The following is a 19,959-nucleotide window of genomic DNA, read 5'->3' as shown; positions in this document are numbered from 1 at the left end:
CCGCATTTATGGCTGTCACCAGGCAGCCTGACCGGATCAGGCTGTCTTCTCTTCAGCCGTGTTCGGTCGCCATTTGATCAGCCGGTTCTCCACCACGTCGAGCACGCGGTCGATGACGAGAACAAAGACGGCCAGGATGATGATACCGGCAAAAACGCCGACTGCATCGAAATTGCCTTCCGCCTGCGCGATCAGATAGCCAAGGCCTGCCGACGCGCCAAGGTATTCACCGATGATGGCGCCAACGACCGCGAAGCCGACGGAGGTGCGCAGGGAGGACAGAATCCAGCTGGCGGCAGCGGGAAAGTAAACATGGCGCAGGAGTTCCGAACGCTTTGCACCGAGAATACGGGCATTGGCCAGAACCACCGGATTGACTTCGCGCACGCCCTGCATGGCGTTGAAGAACGTGATGAAGAACACCAGTGTGACGGCGAGCGCCACCTTCGACCACAAACCAAGCCCGAGCCACAGCACGAAGATCGGCGCAAGCACCACACGCGGAATGGCATTGAGGCCCTTGATGAACGGATCGAGAATGCGCGCGGCACTGCGGCTGAGACCGAGCCAGACGCCGGCGGCAACGCCCAGTCCCGTTCCGATGACATAGCCCAGAACGGTTTCCGTCAGCGTGATCGTGACATGGCGATAAAAACTGGGATCGATGACCCAGCTGACGATCTGGTTGAAAATGTCGACGGGTGCCGGAAAAAAGAACACGTCGATGACACCGGTCGATACGCCAAGCTGCCAGCCGCCGAGGATGGCCACAAGCAGGCCCAGTTGGATAAGTCGTTCAGTCGCGACGTTCATAGCTCTTCTCCACTTCGCCGCGCAGCGACGCCCAGATATTGCGGTACAGATCCATAAAACGTGGATCCAGTTTGATTTCAGCGACGTCGCGCGGTCTCGCAAGGTCCACGTCGAAACTGTCGATAACCCGGCTGCGCGGCCCCGCGGCAAGCACCGCCACCCGGTCGCCGAGCGCTATCGCTTCCTCCAGGTCATGGGTGATCATCACCACGGCGCGGCGCTCCTCCTGCCACAGGCGCAGGAGCTCATTCTGCATCAGATGCCGGGTATGGATATCAAGCGCCGAAAACGGCTCGTCCATCAGAATGACTTTCGGGCCGGTAATCAGCGCCTGCGCCATCTGCACACGCTTGCGCTGGCCGCCGGACAGCTGGTGCGGATATCGCTGCTCAAAACCCTTCAAGCCCACCTTGGCCAGCCACATCATCGACCGCTCGCGGCGTTCCGCCGTTGCCACGCCTTTGAACAGCAGCCCGAGTTCAACATTCTCGATTGCGGTTTTCCAGGGCAGCAGGGCGTCCTGCTGGAACAGGTAACCGATATCGTTCTGGATGCCCGATACCGGATTGCCATCAATCGAGACACGGCCGCCGGACGGCTTGAGCAGTCCGGCAATGGCGTTCAATATCGTGCTCTTGCCGCATCCGGTGGGACCGACGATGGCAAGAAACTCCCCATCGGCCACCGTCAGATCGACGTTCTCCACCGCAACGAACGTGCCGAATGACATCGTTACCGAATCGATGGACACCATCGCATTTCGCGGTTGTTCAACGGTTGCGGCCGCAACCGGTTTTACCATTGCCAAGGCCATGGTTCTCTCCCTCAGTTCGTGCCTTCGTGCGGCGCTTTGTCGACGAAATTGTTGGTGTAGGTCTTCTTCAGGTCGATATCCGTTGCCGCCACCTTGTCATTGAAGCTTTTCAGGACTGCCAGCGGCGTTTCGACTTCGGCCTCGTTGAAGCGGCCGTCGATAGAGAAGATGGGCTTGGCGTTTGCCACGGCCTTTATGTAGGTTTCCTTGTCTCCGGAAATGAAGGCCTCAGGAAGTTTTTGAACGATTTCCTCCGGAGCGCTCTTGTTCATCCACTCCAGGGCCTTGACCGTTGCATTGACGACCTTCTGGATCGTCTCCGGATTCTTGTCGATGTAGGACTGCGTGGCGTAGAGAACCGAGGTCGGATAGATGCCGCCGTAGATCTCCTTGGCGCCGTCGTCACTGCGCGCGTCGATCAGGATTTTGCCGACGCCCTTGGCTTCAATGAAGGTCGCCGCCGGATCGTAGTTCACCAGGAGGTCGACCTTTCCCTGTTCGAGAGCGGCGACGGCTGCCGAGCCGGAACCGACGCCGATGAGCGAAACGTCATCCGCCGAAAGCTGGTGGCGCTGCAGATAGTAGCGAACGAAGAAATCCGACGAGGAACCGGGGGCGGTAATGCCGATCTTGGCGCCCTTGATGGTTTCGGGCTTTGCCGGATCGAATGTGCTGTTCTTGCCGCCTGCAAGCACCAGCCCCGAATTGCGCGCCAGCAGCACAATGCCAACAACGTTCTTCTTTTGCGCCTGCATCTGGATCGTGTGATCGTAGAAGCCGACGGCTATGTCGGTCGAACCGGCGACGAGCGCCTGCAGCGTCTTCGAACCGCCCGAGGCAAAATTCTCGACGGTGACATCAAGCCCTTCCTTTTCATAAAGGCCCAGACCCGAGGCGACCGGAAACGGCAGGTTGTTGAGATTGTAGGAGCCGACGCTGATGCGGACAGGTTCGGCAAACGCCGATCCTGCGAATGCAACCGTCGCCGCCAGCGCGAGCATGAGTTTATGCATGGTATTTCCTCCCAGATGTGCGATGCCCTCCCGGCAACCGCGTTCAATTATGCTGCGCAAACCATTTGCGCTACAGGTTTGGCAAAGACTTGCCCCTCGAACAGGCGACGGGCGGTCCGCAGTATGCCGGCGACCGTTGTGCCATTGCGGGATTCCAGCTTGACTTCCAGACGGCCGCTCGGATGCTCGAGAACAAGATTGACCGGAAGCTTGCGTCCTCCGATCAGGCGTGATGCGACCGTGGCATCGCTGATGCACGCGGTGGCAATGCCAACGGCTCCCGTCGTGGCGAGGGAGGGATGGCATTGGTGCGGCATGAAATAGCGCACGTTCAGATCACCGCCGGCTTTCGGCGTCGAGATAAGGACGGGTTTGGGCGTGACCTGCGTCCGCACGTCGCCCATGCCCATGCGCTGGCCTGCCTGCAGCCGCAGCTTTTCCAGCCGCTCGAGGAGGGCATGATCGGCGTTGAGTTCGGCAGCGCTCTCATAGCCTGTTACCCCGATGGACGCAGCCTCAAGTATCATCATCGGCATGGCGCAATCGATGCAGGTGACGTCGATACCGTCGATGATCTCGCGTGGATGGCCCGTTGGAAACAGCCTGCCGGTCCGTGCGCCGGCGGCGTCCATGAATGTCAGGGCAATCGGCGCGGCGTACCCCGGCACCCCGTCAATCGATGCATCGCCGAGATAGGCCACGCGGCCATCCGGCGTCGGGACCTCCGCCTCAATCAGCTTGCCGGTGTTGACATTGTGTATCCGCACCCGCGTTACCGGTCCTGTCGTTCTGATCAAACCGGCTTCGATGGCAAACGGGCCAACGGCAGCAAGCATGTTGCCGCAATTGGGTGATGTGTCGACCATCTGCTGATCGATCCGCACCTGGGCAAAGAGATAGTCGACGTCGGCGCCTGTTACCGTCGACGGGCCAACGATGGCAACCTTGCTGGTGACCGGGTTGCCACCGCCGATACCGTCAATCTGCAGGGGATGACCGGACCCCATCACCGACAACAGGATCTGGTCGCGTTGACGTGGATCGGAGGGAAGGTCCGATGCCAGAAAAAACGGTCCCTTGGACGTACCGCCTCTCATGAGGACGCAAGGTATGCGAAGGAGGTCATTCATGGCGCAGTGCTCTTCATTCATGCGTTCAACAGAACAATCTGTCGGTTTCTTGCATTTTGCGGTAAGGTGATTGATATGTGAAATGCAAAGTTTGCGAGGATTGATGTGATATGAGCATTAATTGTGAAATACTGGATCTGCGGGCTTTTCTCTCGGTGGTGGAGCTGGAAAGTTTTCACCGGGCGGCGGAAGCCTTGAATCTCTCGCAACCGGCGTTGAGCCGGCGCATCCAGAAGCTGGAGGCAACCATCGGAGCGCCGCTTCTGGAGCGGACCACGCGCCATGTCTCGGCCACGGCGGTGGGAAGCGAACTCATTCCGCTCGTTCAGCGCATGCTGGAGGAGTTTGACGGCTCGCTCTTTGCCGTGCGGGATATCGGCGCCCAGCGCAGCGGGCTCGTCACCATCGCGTGCCTGCCCACCGCCGCCTTCTATTTCCTGCCGACGGTGATCAAGCAGTTCAATGCCGAATACCCGCACATCCGCTTTCGCATCCTGGACCTTCCCGCCACCGACGGGCTTTTGGCCGTTGCCCGCGGCGAGGTGGAATTCGGCATCAACATCATGGGCGCCGCCGACCCCGATCTGATTTTCGACCGGCTGATCGAGGACCCGTTCGTGCTTGCGGCGCGCAAGGATCACCCGCTTGCCGCCAAAAGCGAACTCGGATGGGAAGACCTGACGCCCTATCCGCTGATCACCGTGCACCGCTCCAGCGGCAACCGGACACTGCTCGACGCGGCACTGGCAAAATCCAACCTGAAATTGCGCTGGTTCTACGAGGTGACGCACCTGTCGACGTCGCTCGGCCTCGTCGAGGCGGGACTAGGGATTTCCGTGCTGCCCAAGCTGGCAACGCCGCAGGAGGAGCATCCGTTTCTTGTCACCCGGCCGATCCGCAATCCGGAAATTTCACGAACCATCGGTGTCGTACGGCGGCGGGGAGGAACATTGTCACCCGCTGCCGAGCGATTTCTCAACATGCTGATTGGCACTTGGTCGGAAGGTTAGGGCGGTGCCCACCGCGAAAACTGCTTCTTCAAGGGAAGCTGTGATCTGCAATATGCAGCCTATTGACCTGGTCAACCCGAAGGGACCAGCCGTGCCAACCGTGCGGTGTTGAACCAATTCTGCACAGGTTTCGACGAGAGGGCGTTGCATTTCCGCCACAATGTGTTGCATGAGTGCAACTTGGTTGGGATGATGTAAGCAATGCTCTTATCAAATTCGGTCAATCAGTTGGGAAACTCGCTCACGGCTGCCGCTGGCGGCAACACGCAGCGCTTTTACTCCCGTATCGGCGTTGTCACGGTAGTTCTGGCGCTTTTGACGACGGGCGTAACGTTTTTCATCCTCACGGGAATGACCCCGGTTCAGCCCGAGAGCAACCTCACTTTTATCCTGACCGGTCTCAATGCGCTGCTGATTCTCGCCTTGATCGTGCTGATCGGCCGCGAAGTCTATCGTATCAGCCAGGCCAGGAACCGGGGGAAGGCTGCATCCCGCCTGCATGTGCGCCTCGTCGTGCTGTTTTCACTTGTCGCTGCGGTACCGGCCATGCTGGTGGCTATCGTTGCATCGGTCACCCTCGATCTCGGGCTTGATCGCTGGTTCGAAATGCGGACCACGACGATCGTCAACTCGTCGATCAGCCTTGCCAATTCCTACATTCAGGAAAGCGCGCGCAACCTGCAGGGCACGACGCTTGAAATGGTCAGCGATGTCGACGCACAACGCTCGCTGTACAATCTGGACCGCACCAGTTTTACGCGCTTCCTGACCCAGCAGGCGCTCGGCCGCGGCCTGATCGGCGCATTCATCATCCGCTCCAACGGTGACACCTCCGTTCGCGCCGACATTCGCACGAATTTTTCAATTCCGCCGGTCGCAAAATCCATTCTCAACACGGCGCAGGACGGCAAGCCGGTGCTCATCCCGCCGGAACGGACCAATCTGCTCAGTGCCGTCGTGAAACTCCAGCAGATACCGGATATGTTCCTCTACACGGTCCGCCCGGTCGATGGGGACATTCTCAACTCCATGCGCGCCATCGAGGGCAACAATCTCGATGCCGGCAAACCGGTTGCCAATGGTGTGGACACGCAGATTCTGTTTGCTCTGCTCTACTTCGGCCTGACTCTTACTTTGCTTCTTTCGGCCATCTGGACCGGCATTGCGGTGGCGGACCGGCTGGTGCGCCCCATCCGGCTGCTGATCGGTGCAGCGGATGATGTTGCAACCGGCAATCTGGATGTTGCGGTGCCGGTGCGCCGTTCCGACGGCGATGTCGGGTCGCTGTCCCAGACATTCAACACCATGGTGCGCCAGCTGGGAACGCAGCGCCGCGATCTTGTTGCCGCCAAGGACCAGATCGACGAACGCCGCCGTTTTTCCGAAGCGGTGCTCTCCGGCGTGACCGCAGGGGTCATCAGCGTGGATGCCGATGGGGCAATCGGTATCATGAACCGTTCCGCCGAAGCGATGTTCGATCTGGACCCCGTCACGACCGTCGGCAAGAATCTGACGGCGCTCGTCCCGGAAATCGGACTGGTGTTCGAGGTTGCCCATGCCACGGGCCGGTCGGTTTACCGCGAACAGGTATCGATGTCGCGCCGCGGCAGCGCCCGGACGTTCAATGTCCAGATTACTGTCGAAGACGCGGAATCCGCTGACCACTCCTATGTGGTCACCGTCGATGACATCACCGATCTGGTGGAGGCGCAGCGTTCATCCGCCTGGGCCGACGTCGCGCGGCGCATCGCCCACGAAATCAAAAATCCGCTCACGCCCATTCAGTTGTCGGCGGAACGCATCCGCCGGCGCTATGGCAAGGTGATTACCGAAGATCGTGAAGTTTTCGACCAGTGCACGGAAACCATCATCCGGCAGGTGGGTGACATCGGGCGCATGGTCGACGAGTTTTCATCCTTCGCGCGCATGCCGAAACCGGAAATCAAGGCGATGGATTTGCGCGAAGCCTTGCGCGAAGCCTCGTTCCTGGTCGAAGTCAGCCGCAGCGATATCCGCTTCGAGCGGGATTTCGGCAATGTGCCGCTCATCGGGCAATTCGACGGCCGGCTTATCGGGCAGGCGTTCGGAAACGTTATCAAAAATGCTGCAGAAGCAATTGAATCCGTTGTGAAAGATGGACTGGGTGACGGACATATCCGTATCCGGTCGAGGCAGGAGGGAGATGCTCTGATTGTCGAAATTTCCGACAATGGCAAAGGTTTGCCGCGTGAACACCGGCAGCGTTTGCTTGAACCCTACATGACGACGCGCGAGAAAGGCACGGGCCTTGGCCTCGCAATTGTCAAAAAGATCGTTGAAGAACATGACGGTCAAATTGAACTGCACGATGCCCCCGCGGATTTCCACGGCGGGCGGGGTGCAATGATCCGCATGGTTTTTCCCACGACCCATACCAATACACAGACAGCCGACAATTCCGATCCATCGGCGAAACAGGTGAATTCAAATGGCATCTGACATTCTTGTCGTCGACGATGAAGTCGACATCCGCGAGCTTGTTGCAGGAATATTGAGCGACGAGGGGCACGAAACCCGTGTAGCCTCGGACGCGGACAGCGCATTGGCGGCGATCGATGATCGCATTCCCCGCCTGATCTTTCTGGACATCTGGATGCAGGGCAGCCGGCTCGACGGTCTTGCCCTTTTGGACGAGATCAAGAGCCGCCATCCCGATATTCCCGTGGTCATGATTTCCGGTCACGGCAACATCGAAACCGCGGTTTCGGCCATCCGGCGCGGCGCCTATGATTTCATCGAGAAGCCGTTCAAGGCTGACCGTCTGATTCTGATCGCCGAACGGGCGCTCGAAACATCCAAGCTGCGGCGCGAAGTTTCCGACCTGCGCAAGCGCTCGACGGAAAGCTCGGAACTGCTCGGCACGTCGCTGTCGATGAACCACCTGCGCCAGACCATCGAACGTGTCGCGCCGACCAACAGCCGCATCATGATCACCGGCCCGTCCGGTGCAGGCAAGGAACTCACGGCACGGGCCATCCACGCCCTGTCGACCCGTTCCAAGGGACCATTCGTCAACCTGAACGCGGCGACGATCACGCCGGAGCGCATGGAAGTCGAGCTTTTCGGCACGGAATCCGATGGCGGCGAGCGCAAGGTGGGCGCGCTGGAGGAAGCCCATGGCGGCATTCTCTATCTCAATGAAATTGCCGATATGCCGCGCGAAACGCAGAACAAGATCCTGCGCGTGCTCGTCGATCAGCAGTTTGAACGGGTAGGCGGCACCAAGCGCATCAAGGTGGACGTGCGGATCATCTCCTCGACCGCGCAAAATCTCGAAGCGATGATTGCCGAGGGCCGGTTCCGCGAAGACCTGTTCCACCGGCTGGCAGTGGTTCCCGTGATTGTTCCGCCCTTGGCGGACCGGCGCGACGACATTCCTGCGCTTGTCGAATTCTTCATGACGCAGATTGCCGAACAGGCGGGTATCAAGCCGCGCAAGATCGGCCCGGATGCCATGGCCGTGCTGCAGTCCCATTCCTGGCCGGGCAATATCCGCCAGCTGCGCAACAATATCGAGCGCCTGATAATCCTGGCGCGCGGCGATGATCCGGAAGCCGTTATCACCGCCGATCTGCTGCCTGCGGAAATCGGCGACACGCTGCCGAAGGCTCCAACCGAATCCGACCAGCACATCATGGCCCTGCCGCTGCGCGAGGCGCGTGAGCGCTTCGAGAAGGAGTATCTCATTGCGCAGATCAACCGGTTCGGCGGCAATATTTCCCGCACGGCGGAGTTTGTCGGCATGGAGCGTTCGGCTCTGCACCGGAAGCTGAAATCGCTCGGGGTCTAACCGCTTCACGCAATCTCCGGGACTTCGGAGGAATACGATGGTAGCCGACAGTATTCGGTTGCGACTCTCCGGCTTTTACGGGAAAGTCGGCGGCCTTTGCCCTGCGGCATAGGCCCTTCATCATGGGAGTGAGGAATGTTTCGTGCTGTCAATCCGCAAGGCCCGCCGGCCAGCAGTCTCATTGACGTGGACGCAATGGCCGTGATTGCCGAAGGCAAAGCCAGCTGATGCGTGTGATCATCTGCGGCGCAGGGCAGGTTGGATATGGCATCGCCGAACGCCTGGCTGCCGAAGACAATGATATTTCGGTCATCGACACGTCGGCCGAGCTCATTCAGGTCATACGCGACACGCTGGATGTGCGCGGTTTTGTCGGTCACGGCGCCCACCCGGATGTTCTGGCGGCCGCCGGTGCCGAGCAGGCGGACATGATCATTGCGGCAACGCTTTATGACGAGGTGAACATCGTCGCCTGTGAAGTGGCGCATGCTCTGTTCAATGTGCCGACCAAGATCGCCCGCATCCGCGCACAGGCCTATCTGCAGCCGCACTATCAGGATCTGTTTTCCCGCGATCACATGCCGATTGACGTCATCATTTCGCCCGAGCTTGAGGTCGGGGAAATGGTGCTGCGCCGCATCGCCTTGCCCGGTGTGAGCGACGTTGTCCGTTTTGCCGACGAGACTATCGTGGTGATGGCGATCGAATGCCTGGAAGACTGTCCCGTCATCAACACGCCGCTCATTCAATTGAGCAATCTCTTCCCTGACCTGCCGTCGACCGTGATGGCGATCATCCGCAATGACACGTTGCTCATTCCGCGCTCTGCCGATCACCTCTTGGCCGGTGACATCGCCTATGTCGCGACAACCAAGTCACAGGTGCGCCGTACATTGGCGCTGTTTGGTCACGAGGAACCCGAGGCAACACGCATCGTCATTGCCGGCGGCGGCAATGTCGGGCTCTACGTCGCCCAGATGATCGAAGCCAAGCAGCCCAAGACCAAGGTCAAGCTGATCGAACCCAATTTGACCCGCGCCAATGCCATCGCAGACGGTCTTCGGCGTTCCATGGTGCTGCATGGCAGTGCACTGGATCAGAAACTGCTGCTGGAAGCGGAAATCCAGGATGCGGACCTTCTGGTCGCACTGACCAATGACGACCAGGTCAACATGCTCGCCGGCGTCATGGCCAAACGCCTCGGCTGCAAATCCAGTCTCGTCCTCATCAACAACCCGGACTATCTCGACCTCAGCAAATCCCTCGGCATCGATGCCCATATCAGCCCGCGCAGCGTCACCATTTCGCGTGTGCTGCAGCATGTGCGGCGGGGCCGTATCCGGGCCGTACACAGCGTCCAGAAGGGCCGGGCGGAGATTATCGAGGCTGAGGCGCTTGAAACCTCGCCGCTTGTCGGCGCCCCGCTGCGCGACCTCGACCTGCCGGACGGACTGCGGATCGGCGCGATCTACCGCAACGGCGAAGTCATCCGCCCCGACGGTTCGGTCCGCATCAAACCGCAGGACCGGGTGGTCATCTTTGCCACGGCCGAAGCGGTCAAACAGGTCGAGCAGATGTTCCGCGTCAGTCTCGAATTCTTCTGATCAGCAGAGAGACGCACCGACATGAAACTGCAACTTCTCCGCAATGCCACGCTGAAACTCGACTATGCCGGTTCAACCGTCCTGATCGATCCATTTTTCGCTCCCAAACACAGCCGTCCGTCCTTTACCGGCCGTTCGCCGAATCCCATGACGGATCTGCCGGTTTCAACCGACGAGATCCTTGATGGCGTCGAGCTTGTACTCGTCTCGCATCTGCATGCGGATCATTTCGACCCCGTGGCGCAGGAACTTGTCCCCAAGCATCTGCCGCTGATTTGCCAGCCGGGCGATGAAGAGAAAATCCGTTCCTTCGGTTTCACCGACGTCACGCCACTGACCGGGGATCTGACGTGGAAGAATATGCGCCTGACCCGTCGCGACGGCAATCACGGCACCGGGGCCGTGCTTCAGCTGATGGGCAATGTCATCGGTTTCACCATCGAGGCGGATGGCGAACCCTCGATCTATTGGGCAGGTGATACGATCCTCTATCCGCCCGTGCGCGAAACAATCGAAGCGACGCAGCCCGATATCATCGTCACCCATTCCTGCGGTGCCAAATGGGACGGTGTTCTCATCGTCATGGATGCGGAGCAGACCGTCGAGGTCTGCCGCATTTCACCTCTGAACACAAAAGTCATCGCGACGCATATGGAAGCCCTTGACCATGCAACAGTCACCCGCGACGATCTGAAGGCCCATGCGCAGGCAGCGGCTATCGATTCCCACAAGCTGATCATCCCTTCCGATGGAGAAACCCTCCATCTCACAGCCCCCAACCCATGAGACCAACCATGCCAAAGACCTATGCTTTTGTCGGCAACCTGAATCGCAACGCTTTGCCCAATACGGGAAAGGGGATCAGCGTCTTCCGCTTTGACGACAATACCGGTGATCTCACGCTCGTCAGCGAATACCTCGCAATCGACAATCCCGGTTATATCGCCATCGACGAAAAGCGTCGGCGTCTTTACGCGGCAGTGGAAATCCCCGAATGGAACGAGGGGATGGCTGTCGCCTTCGATATCGATCCGGCCTCGGGAGCCTTGTCCTATATCAACATGCAGCCGACCCTTGGCAACACCACCTGCCATCTCGGGTTCGATCAGTCCGGCGAGACGATCTTTGCCTCCAATTATACCGTTGCCGCGCTGGGCGAACGCCCCGGCAATGCCGTTGCCGCTTTCGCCATCCGCGCCGACGGCGGGCTGGAACCGGCCTTTGCCGCTGCTATTCATGAGGGCAAAAATGCGATCCTGCCGACGGACAAGCGGCAGCATGGTCACTGCGCCGTCGTCAGCCCGGATAATCGGACCGTGTTTGTTTGCGATCTCGGCCTGGACCGGATCATGGCCTATAAGCTGCCGTCGAAGGGCGGCAAACTGGAGCTGGCAGCATCGCCCTTCACGACCTTGCCCGATGGTGCCGGACCGCGCCATATGACATTCCATCCGAATGGGAGGATTGCTTATGTTATCAACGAATTGAACAGCACTGTTTCAGTTCTGCATTATAATGCCGAAACCGCCGAGTTGGCGCTTGGCCAGACGCTTCCATCCATCCCAGCGGACTTCACCGCGACCAATACCTGCGCAGAGATCGCCGTCAGTGCCGACGGCCGGTTCCTTTATGGCTCCAACCGTGGCCACAACAGCATCGTCAGCTACGCCATTGCCGCCGACGGCAGCCTTGCGCTGATCGGCTGGACACCGTCGCAGGGTCTCGGCCCGCGCAACTTCGTCATCGATCCCACGGGCAAGTTCATGCTCGTTGCCAATCAGAAAGGCGGGGGCATCGCCGTGTTCAAACGCGATATCGAAACGGGTGCGCTGGAAGATACCGGCAAGCGGGTGGACCTGCCAACGCCCATGCGCATGGTCTTCGGCCAGTTCGAATAGGAGTTTTGCCGATGTCCCGTATCGCCTATGTCAACGGCCAGTACATTCCCCATGCCAATGCCGGTGTTCACATTGAAGACCGCGGCTACCAGTTTGCCGATGGCGTTTATGAAGTCTGCGAGGTTGCCCGCGGCAACATCATGGACATGACGCGCCATCTCAATCGGCTCGACCGCTCGCTTTCGGAGCTGCGGATCGGCTGGCCGATGAACCGGAAGGCGCTGCAGAGCGTGATCGCCGAGGTGGTCCGGCGCAACCGTGTGTACAATGGCATGGTCTATCTGCAGGTGACGCGCGGTGTCGCCAAGCGCGACCACGTCTTTCCCGCGGCCAATACGCCGCCTTCCATCGTCATCACCGCCAAGCGCACGGATCCCGTCATGTTCGCTGCCCGGGCGGCAAAGGGTGTGAAGGTCATCACGGTGCCGGAAAACCGCTGGGAGCGGGTGGACATCAAATCTATCGGCCTTTTACCAAATGTTATGGCGCGCCAGTTGGCCAAGGAGCAGGGCGCTCAGGAAGCCTGGTTCATCGATCCGGATGGCACCGTTAAGGAAGGCGCGGCAACAAATGCGTGGATTGTCACCATGGACGGCGTTCTGGTGACCAGACAGGCGGAAACCGGCATTTTGCGCGGTATTACCCGCACAACCATCTTCGATGTGGCCAAAAAGCTGGGATTGACGATCGAGGAACGCGGCTTTTCTGTCGAGGAAGCCAAGCGGGCGCGCGAAGTTTTCATGACCGCAGCCACAACTGTTGTGATGCCAATCGTTGCGATTGACGGCGAATCGGTGGCAAATGGGCACCCGGGAACGATCGCACTTTCGTTACGGGAAGCGTTTTTTGACATTGCGGAAAAAACGCCATCCTGTTAACCGGAGTATGAGGGGACTAACAGAAACCATTTTTCACCTCCTGCAGGAGTAGGCTTTCTGCTCCCGTTGCCGAAATTTGTATGAGACACGTTTGCTGATCGCATAAAAGGACAAAAACAATGGCTGAACGATCGCAGAATCTTCAGGACCTATTTCTGAATTCAGTCAGAAAACAGAAGATTTCTCTGACAATTTTCCTCATCAATGGCGTCAAACTGACCGGTATTGTCACCTCGTTCGACAATTTCTGCGTCCTGTTGCGCCGCGACGGCCATTCTCAGCTCGTCTACAAACATGCCATCTCGACCATCATGCCGAGCCAGCCTGTGCAAATGTTCGAAGCTGAGGCCGAAGACAGCGACTGAGATAACATTTGACCAAAGAAACAAGGCGTAACGCGCAAAACCCTGGCGGATCAACCGACAATGGTGAGACCGCCAGAGAAGCCACGCGCGCAATCGTCATTGTGCCGGTTCTGCCGACGCGCTTTTCCGATGGCGGCAAGGCCGACGATCACGGCCGCATGAAGCACCAGCCCGAATTCCAGCGCAGCGACGATGCGCGGCTGGAAGAGGCAGAAGGCTTGGCCCGCGCCATCGATCTGGACATTGTCCATTCCGATATCGTGCAGGTTTCGGCGCCGCGCCCGGCGACCTTGCTGGGGACGGGCAAGGTTGAAACGATTCATGAGCTCATCGAGGCTTCCCATGCGGAGCTCGTGATCGTCGATCATTCCCTGACACCGGTACAGCAGCGCAATCTCGAAAAGGCATGGAACGCCAAGGTTCTCGACAGGACCGGGCTCATTCTTGAGATTTTCGGACGGCGCGCCCAGACGAAAGAGGGCGCCCTGCAGGTGGAACTTGCGCACCTCACCTATCAGAAGGGGCGGCTGGTCCGCAGCTGGACCCACCTTGAACGCCAGCGTGGCGGCGGCGGCTTCCTCGGCGGTCCCGGTGAAACGCAGATCGAGGCCGACAGGCGCGCACTGCAGGAAAAGATCCTGCGCATCAAGCGCGAACTGGAAACGGTGGTGCGCACCCGCACCCTGCACCGCAGCAAGCGCAAGAAGGTGCCGCATCCGGTCGTGGCGCTCGTCGGCTATACCAATGCGGGCAAATCAACACTGTTCAACCGGCTGACCGGAGCAGGGGTCGTGGCCGAGGACATGCTCTTTGCCACGCTTGATCCGACCTTGCGCCGTATCCGGCTGGAGCACGGCGAGACGATCATCCTCTCCGACACGGTGGGTTTCATCTCCAACCTGCCTACGCATCTCGTTGCCGCCTTCCGGGCGACGCTGGAAGAGGTGGTTGAAGCCGATCTGATCCTGCACATCCGCGATATCTCCGATCCGGATACTGCAGCCCAGTCGGAAGACGTCCATGCGATCATGACCAGCCTCGGCATCGAGCGCGGCGATACGAAGCGCATTCTCGAAGTGTGGAACAAGATCGACAGGCTTGACGATGCGGGCCGCGAGTCGGCACAGCGTCTCAGTGCGGCGGTGAAGGGCGACGAACATCCGATTCCGGTGTCGGCGATCACGGGCGAGGGCGTCGACGCCCTGCTGAAGGAAATCGAGAACCGCATTGCCGGCAAGCTGAAGCATGTCAAAATCACCCTGCGGCCGGACCAGATGCGGCTGATGGACTGGATCTACCAGCACTCCAGCAATGTGAAACGCAAGGATCTGGACGACGGGTCGGTATCACTCACCATGGACATGACCGTCGCGTCCCACGCCAATCTCGACGAGAAATTGCTGCGCCGAACCAACGGCTAAGACGGGTTACTTCGCGGTTTTGGCTTCCTGCCAAAGTGCTTCCATTTCATCGAGTGTCGCCGCGTCGAGCGTCTGTTTCTGCTCGTTCAGCTTGCGCTCGATATAGTGGAAGCGTGACCGGAACTTTTCATTGGTGCCACGCAGCGCGCTTTCCGGTTCAAGCTTCAAATGGCGGCCGAGATTGACCATGGCAAACAGCAGGTCGCCATATTCTTCTTCCGTATTTTCCCGGTCGCCATTGGCAATGGCCTGTTTCAACTCGCCGATTTCTTCCTCGATCTTGTCGAGAATGGGCGCGGCTTCCGACCAGTCAAAGCCAACCTTGGCCGCCTTCTGCTGCAGTTTGAGTGCGCGCATCAGGGCCGGAAAGCCGTGCGGAATGTCGTCGAGGAAGCCGGTCGGCTCCACGGCGCCCAGATTGAGCGCAGCACGGCGCTCGCGCCGCTCCGCCTTTTCCTCGGCCTTGATCTTGTCCCACATGCCCTTGGCCATGCCGGCACCGCGGGCGGCCTCTTCACCGAAGACATGGGGATGGCGGCGGATCATCTTGTGCGTGATCGCCTGGACCACGTCACCGAAATCGAATGCCTTCATTTCTTCCGCCATCCGCGCATGAAACACCACCTGCAAGAGCAGATCGCCCAATTCTTCGCGCAGATCGTCGATATCATCGCGCTCGATGGCATCGATCACCTCGAAGGCTTCCTCGAGCGTATAGGGGGCGATGGACTTGAAATCCTGCTCAAGATCCCACGGACAGCCGGTCACCGGCGTGCGCAGGGCCTGCATGATCTCAAGAAGGCGGGTGATGTCACGTGATGGTTTCATGAGGGATACATTAAGACAGGAGCGGGGCGGCTGATATGACCGAGCTGAAATGCCGGTGGCTTGTCCACAGGATCGGTCAGCGTTTCCCGGCCGCCTGCAGCGATATGGGCCCGATCACGTCATATACGACCCTCACGCCGTCCACCGTTTCCGGAAGCTCGGTCGTTTCGGGAACCTGATCGCGCAGATTGACCTTGATGGCGTAGGAGTCACCGATGCGGATCAGGCCGACACCAATGACAGTGCCGCATGATCCGGCCAGTTCCCTGGCTTTCGGCTTGGCAAGCCGCGCCTGTTCGATGGAGGTGGTCATGGCTTTAATTTAGTGCATCCCGACCACTCCCGCTAGTGGTCCGATTCTGACATTCGCTTGGTGCGCGTGATGTGAAACGGAATGCGAATGTCAAATTCGTTCCACTAGGGTCAAACCGGCATCGTCAGCCCCAATTTCTCCAGCACGATGGAAAGATCATTGGCAAAGGTGACACCCTTGCCGTTGGTGCCACCCTGGTCGCTGCCGGCAAACAGCAGGGCGCAGGCATAGCCCTTTTCGTCCATGATCACCGATCCGCTGTCGCCGCCCGAGCTGAAAGGACCGCTGCCTGTGGTCTGGATCTCGATCTGGCTGTCAAAACCGATGTCGCCGAATTCATAGCTGACCACCACGTCATCGACTTCGATTGCCGTAACAACACCTTGCGTCGCGCCGGTTGTCCTGCCGATCTTGAACACCTTGTCGCCGGGACGGAGCGGGGTCTTGCGCAGGCCCTTTAATTTCCCCGCACCCATCAGGGTCACCGCGTCGAAGTCGATATCCGCATCGATCGAGGCGATGGCAGCGTCGACCAGATTGTTTGCGCCCGATACTACCGGCTCGAAAGCCAGCAGTTCGCCGACCTTGTCCTTGCTTTTCCTGCCGCCGTCATAGGCGGCAGGCTGCAGGATCGCATCGCCGATCTTCGCCTTGTTTTCATTGGCCAGCACATGATTGTTGCTCAGAATGACGGCCTTGCCGCTCGCCGTGTGCTGCGCAAAGCCGCCGAGCGTGCCCGCCGTAATCGAATAATGCCCGACCGACGCGCCGATCAGCAGCGGCCTCTGGCGCAGCTGATGCCAGGGCAAGACTGCCGGCGCTGCCAGAGCGCCGCCTTTGAACACGGTTCCGATATAGGTGATGTCGGCCTTGTTGCGGGCTGCTTCCTCGATCTGCTGGCGCAGATAGGCATTTGTTTCGAGCGCACGGCGCTGGACGCGGACGGCGAGCCGGTAATCGTTCTTTCCATCGCCGGCGGCAATGCCAAGCGCGATACCGCCTTCGATGCCGGTCAGACGCCGTATTGCGGTGGAGCGGACAATGCGGCGCTCGGCGCGAATTTCAGTGACGAGCGGTCGAATGATCTGTTCTGCGATTTCAGTCTTCAGTGCGCGTACAGTTTTCAAATCCACGGCGGTCATCCTTCTTGTGTCTACAAGTTCAGGGCACGTGTGCGACTCGACGATGAGCTTAGCGGTGGAGATATGGTTTGGCGAGCGATGTGAGCAGGGGCTGTACAGCCCCTGCTTGTATATCTGGCCTTCAAGGCAAGGCCTTCACCAAGGATCGCCTGGGATTATTTTATGAACTGAACTACTGATTTGGTATTGGCAGCAGCAACTGCATCCGCGTTTTTCACCGTATCGGAAACATCGACATCAAGAGACCAGATGCGAACTTTGGCGGGATTCATTGCATCAAGAATATTGGGAATCCCCTGTGAATCTGCGTCCGCAGGAGCAATGAAAGAAACGCTCTTATCGACGGTAATGACACCCCTTATGTCGTCATATGTAGATCTGGCATCGAGAGGTGTCAAAAGTTCACCGCTGACGGTATTGTTTCGTTTATCGTATTCAATACCCCATATGGAGCTGTATAAATCCCTTTTTACTGCGTTTCCAGTTGTATAATCCCAATAATGGTAGCTCTCACTGGACGGCAGAATACCCTCATTATGTATCGCATACTGGATATATGGCGTATCGGCATAATTTGCAGTTGATAGAGAAGTTCCCGCCGAAATCACGAAGTCCAGTTTGAAATATCGCTGGTCCAATTGTGCCATGCGATATTTGTCGCTTTGAACATTTGCGGACATGTAATCTAGGCAAATATCAATACCGAAAGGCAGCCCCTCGATAAGGTCATTTTGAAACTTGCTCGAAATTAAATTTCCTGAGGTATCAAAGGATTCGGCAAGTGACGAGCTTACTTTTGCGACTAAAATTTCGAGCTTGGTATCCGAATTGAGTGTGCACCCCATGGGGTAAACCCATTTATTTGGATTAGTTGGCTCTGTTGTGAGGAGCTTGCCATCTTTTTTGGCTTTATCCCAGTCATCATTCTTACAATTACCAGCTGTGCTGTCCTTGTAGTCTATCGAGGAGACCATCCGTTTGGGCCAGATCATATAGGCCGGCCTGCGATGGAGAGGATCATCCAATGACAGATTGTGCGTGCAAACAAGATGATTACGCGCATTGTACACCGGCTTTCCTATTGGTGTTGTCTCGATGTATTTTTGATTCACATAAAAAGTGTGACTGGCCTTCGCGAGCGTCGCGACAGTACCTGGCAAGAGAACGATCTTGCCATATTTTTTTTCCGGAAACTTCGATATCAAGGCTCTCGCGTTGCGCGTCACGGTATCAAGATATAAGTCACCGGATTTGACCAACTCGGCTTCATTCACAAAATCGCTCCATGGAACATTCCAGTAGAACTCCGGTGCGGTGAAGAAACTCACATCAAATTCCGTCGGGGGGTGCTTTTTAAAAGCCGTCACCATGGCCCGATAGAAGAGCGCAAACCTGTTGTCCAGAGCGCGCTTCAGATAGGTTTCAATTGCTTCGTAAACAAGTGTTTTGGTCGTGTCTTTCGGATCGGCAATGCGAGCTGAATCAGAGGTGATGGCTGGCGGCATCTTATTGTCAGAGGCGTATTTGAGATATTTGTCCGTGCTTTCGAACGTGATTGTCTTTTGGGGATCTTTCGGATCGTTGATTGTTACCGCCCATCCCGTGAATATGGCTTTGCTGCGAGTGGAAATTTGCGTGAATGAGTTATATTCCAAATTGTAGATTCCAACATTCATTCTGGTCCGCTTGACTGCTGGAGGAGCTGGCGGCTTCACCGGCTCAGATAAGCTTGGCGAGGGCGCAGGCGCTTTCGTCAGGACGGTATTTCCCACAACTGCTTGGGTAGTTGGTGAAACGGCGCCGGTCGAAGCTACAGCCATTGCTGCAGTCGGTGGCGCGGATTGCACCACAAGCGGTTTCACAGGCTCGGATGCTGCTGACTGAGACTTGCCCGCTTCCGGAGAAACACCTTTGTCCGGCGCGGACTCAGCGGGCGGCGCGATGAGCTCGGGCCGTTCCGGGATATGCGTGACAGGCACGGTCGTTGGCGGCGATTCGGTGGACGGGGCGGGGAGCGACGGCTGAACATCTGTCGTCGCGTAAGGGGGAAGCGGTATGGAAAGGGATGGTGTAGACGGGGGAACTTCTGCCTCAACAACGGCTTCGGAAGGAAGGTCAAACGTCGAAGGAGATGCCGTGATAGTCTCACTATCAGATGCCAGACCGTTATCTTCGTTACACCCGCTCAATACGGCTAGCAGAGACGTGGCAGGTAAATAAGCGCAGCCCATCAACAGAGCTCGCCTTAACCGCGATGGTTAATCGACATGCAAAGGCAGATTGCGCCTCGGTTCAAAATTGATTTTCACTTTATGCCTCGCAAAAATTGCTGAAATATCGTTTTCATCCCGAAATTACGGGCTTGACTAAATGGCGAAATAAAAAACCATTCGCCACAGCTCGATACGCAAATTTTGTGCCAATTATCCCGACGTGGCTGCAATTAGCCAACATCCGAGATAACATAGGGATAACCATCCATGTTGTGACGATCCAAACCGTAAACTGCGGATCTGCTCGTGAGACCAGTCTACCTCGCCACCGCCTTCGAAAATGAAATCAGCCTAATTATTGGGCTCTTATCAGCACTAGCGCAAAAAATATGCAGAAATCATTGTTGAAGTCATCCTGCTCTGGCTTGCAGCATCTGCGCTATGATACGGCGTTCATTCATGTTCAACTGACGGAAACTGCTGCGCATTGCATCCTCCTGAGAACAAAGAGGGTTTAGTACCTGTTGCAGTTGAAAATAGAATGTACCCGGCTACAAACAATGTGGCAGCAAGGTTGAAATGTCGCTTGTTGTGCAAAGTTAAAATGTCATCCTGACAGATGCCGAGGCTCATCGACGGGCAGGGCGGAGACCTCGATATCGCAGCTCTGCCCGGCGACAGTGAATAG

18 protein-coding genes are annotated in these 19,959 nt (G+C 57.8%); 9 read left to right on the top strand and 9 right to left on the bottom strand.

The window, feature by feature from the left end:
• Positions 1–36: 36 nt before the first annotated feature.
• The 4 genes from J1W56_RS19450 to J1W56_RS19435 are packed head-to-tail and all read right to left on the bottom strand — an operon-like array spanning position 37 to position 3,770.
• The gene (locus J1W56_RS19450; RefSeq protein ID WP_223614959.1) at positions 37–813 is read right to left on the bottom strand and encodes an ABC transporter permease; all 777 of its coding nucleotides are present in this window, start codon (positions 811–813) and stop codon (positions 37–39) included.
• Positions 797–1,627: an ABC transporter ATP-binding protein gene (locus tag J1W56_RS19445; RefSeq protein ID WP_223614958.1), complete on the bottom strand. Its 831-nt coding sequence runs from the start codon at positions 1,625–1,627 to the stop codon at positions 797–799. The genes J1W56_RS19450 and J1W56_RS19445 overlap by 17 nt, the downstream gene beginning before the upstream one ends.
• Positions 1,628–1,638: 11 nt before the next feature.
• Entirely contained in the window at positions 1,639–2,640 is a 1,002-nt protein-coding gene (locus tag J1W56_RS19440; protein WP_223614957.1) for an ABC transporter substrate-binding protein, read from the bottom strand.
• A gap of 47 nt (positions 2,641–2,687) precedes the next feature.
• A complete protein-coding gene (locus J1W56_RS19435; protein ID WP_223614956.1) occupies positions 2,688–3,770 on the bottom strand; it encodes a 4-oxalomesaconate tautomerase in 1,083 nt (360 codons plus the stop codon).
• A gap of 110 nt (positions 3,771–3,880) precedes the next feature.
• Here J1W56_RS19435 and J1W56_RS19430 point away from each other — a divergent pair, with 110 nt between their 5' ends.
• The 9 genes from J1W56_RS19430 (at position 3,881) to hflX (ending at position 14,775) form a co-directional block, all read left to right on the top strand.
• Positions 3,881–4,780 carry a LysR family transcriptional regulator gene (locus J1W56_RS19430; protein ID WP_188346345.1) on the top strand — a complete coding sequence of 300 codons (900 nt, stop codon included), beginning with the start codon at positions 3,881–3,883 and terminating at the stop codon, positions 4,778–4,780.
• A gap of 201 nt (positions 4,781–4,981) precedes the next feature.
• Positions 4,982–7,258 (top strand): sensor histidine kinase NtrY-like, encoded by a 2,277-nt coding sequence (locus tag J1W56_RS19425; RefSeq protein WP_223614955.1) that lies wholly within the window; start codon positions 4,982–4,984, stop codon positions 7,256–7,258.
• Positions 7,248–8,609 (top strand): nitrogen assimilation response regulator NtrX, encoded by a 1,362-nt coding sequence (gene ntrX / locus J1W56_RS19420; protein WP_223614954.1) that lies wholly within the window; start codon positions 7,248–7,250, stop codon positions 8,607–8,609. The genes J1W56_RS19425 and ntrX overlap by 11 nt, the downstream gene beginning before the upstream one ends.
• Before the next feature lie 227 nt (positions 8,610–8,836).
• Positions 8,837–10,213 carry a Trk system potassium transporter TrkA gene (gene trkA / locus J1W56_RS19415; RefSeq protein ID WP_223614953.1) on the top strand — a complete coding sequence of 459 codons (1,377 nt, stop codon included), beginning with the start codon at positions 8,837–8,839 and terminating at the stop codon, positions 10,211–10,213.
• A 21-nt stretch (positions 10,214–10,234) separates the two neighbouring features.
• Positions 10,235–10,999, top strand: a complete 765-nt coding sequence (locus J1W56_RS19410) for an MBL fold metallo-hydrolase (protein ID WP_223614952.1) — start codon at positions 10,235–10,237, stop codon at positions 10,997–10,999.
• 8 nt (positions 11,000–11,007) lie between these two features.
• On the top strand, positions 11,008–12,111 hold the full coding sequence (locus J1W56_RS19405; RefSeq protein ID WP_223614951.1) for a lactonase family protein: 1,104 nt from the start codon (positions 11,008–11,010) through the stop codon (positions 12,109–12,111).
• A gap of 11 nt (positions 12,112–12,122) precedes the next feature.
• Positions 12,123–12,989 (top strand): D-amino-acid transaminase, encoded by an 867-nt coding sequence (locus tag J1W56_RS19400; RefSeq protein WP_223614950.1) that lies wholly within the window; start codon positions 12,123–12,125, stop codon positions 12,987–12,989.
• A gap of 119 nt (positions 12,990–13,108) precedes the next feature.
• Positions 13,109–13,354 (top strand): RNA chaperone Hfq, encoded by a 246-nt coding sequence (gene hfq / locus J1W56_RS19395; RefSeq protein ID WP_091885912.1) that lies wholly within the window; start codon positions 13,109–13,111, stop codon positions 13,352–13,354.
• Between the two features lie 8 nt (positions 13,355–13,362).
• Entirely contained in the window at positions 13,363–14,775 is a 1,413-nt protein-coding gene (gene hflX / locus J1W56_RS19390; protein WP_319025570.1) for a GTPase HflX, read from the top strand.
• Between the two features lie 6 nt (positions 14,776–14,781).
• On the opposite strand, the gene mazG is transcribed toward hflX, so the two are convergent.
• From mazG to J1W56_RS19365, 5 genes are all read right to left on the bottom strand, one after another.
• Positions 14,782–15,603: a nucleoside triphosphate pyrophosphohydrolase gene (mazG, locus tag J1W56_RS19385; RefSeq protein WP_223614949.1), complete on the bottom strand. Its 822-nt coding sequence runs from the start codon at positions 15,601–15,603 to the stop codon at positions 14,782–14,784.
• A gap of 76 nt (positions 15,604–15,679) precedes the next feature.
• The gene (locus J1W56_RS19380) at positions 15,680–15,916 is read right to left on the bottom strand and encodes a hypothetical protein (RefSeq protein ID WP_223614948.1); all 237 of its coding nucleotides are present in this window, start codon (positions 15,914–15,916) and stop codon (positions 15,680–15,682) included.
• Between the two features lie 110 nt (positions 15,917–16,026).
• Positions 16,027–17,049, bottom strand: a complete 1,023-nt coding sequence (locus J1W56_RS19375; protein WP_223614947.1) for a hypothetical protein — start codon at positions 17,047–17,049, stop codon at positions 16,027–16,029.
• A gap of 164 nt (positions 17,050–17,213) precedes the next feature.
• Entirely contained in the window at positions 17,214–19,292 is a 2,079-nt protein-coding gene (locus tag J1W56_RS19370) for a hypothetical protein (RefSeq protein WP_223614946.1), read from the bottom strand.
• 432 nt (positions 19,293–19,724) lie between these two features.
• The coding region (locus tag J1W56_RS19365) for a hypothetical protein (protein WP_223614945.1) at positions 19,725–19,959 on the bottom strand (235 nt) is incomplete at its 5' end.

This window comes from Phyllobacterium calauticae (assembly GCF_019991125.1).
GTDB lineage: Bacteria > Pseudomonadota > Alphaproteobacteria > Rhizobiales > Rhizobiaceae > Phyllobacterium > Phyllobacterium calauticae.
Note: the sequence above shows the minus strand (reverse complement) of the source record. Positions and strands in the feature narration are given on the sequence as shown.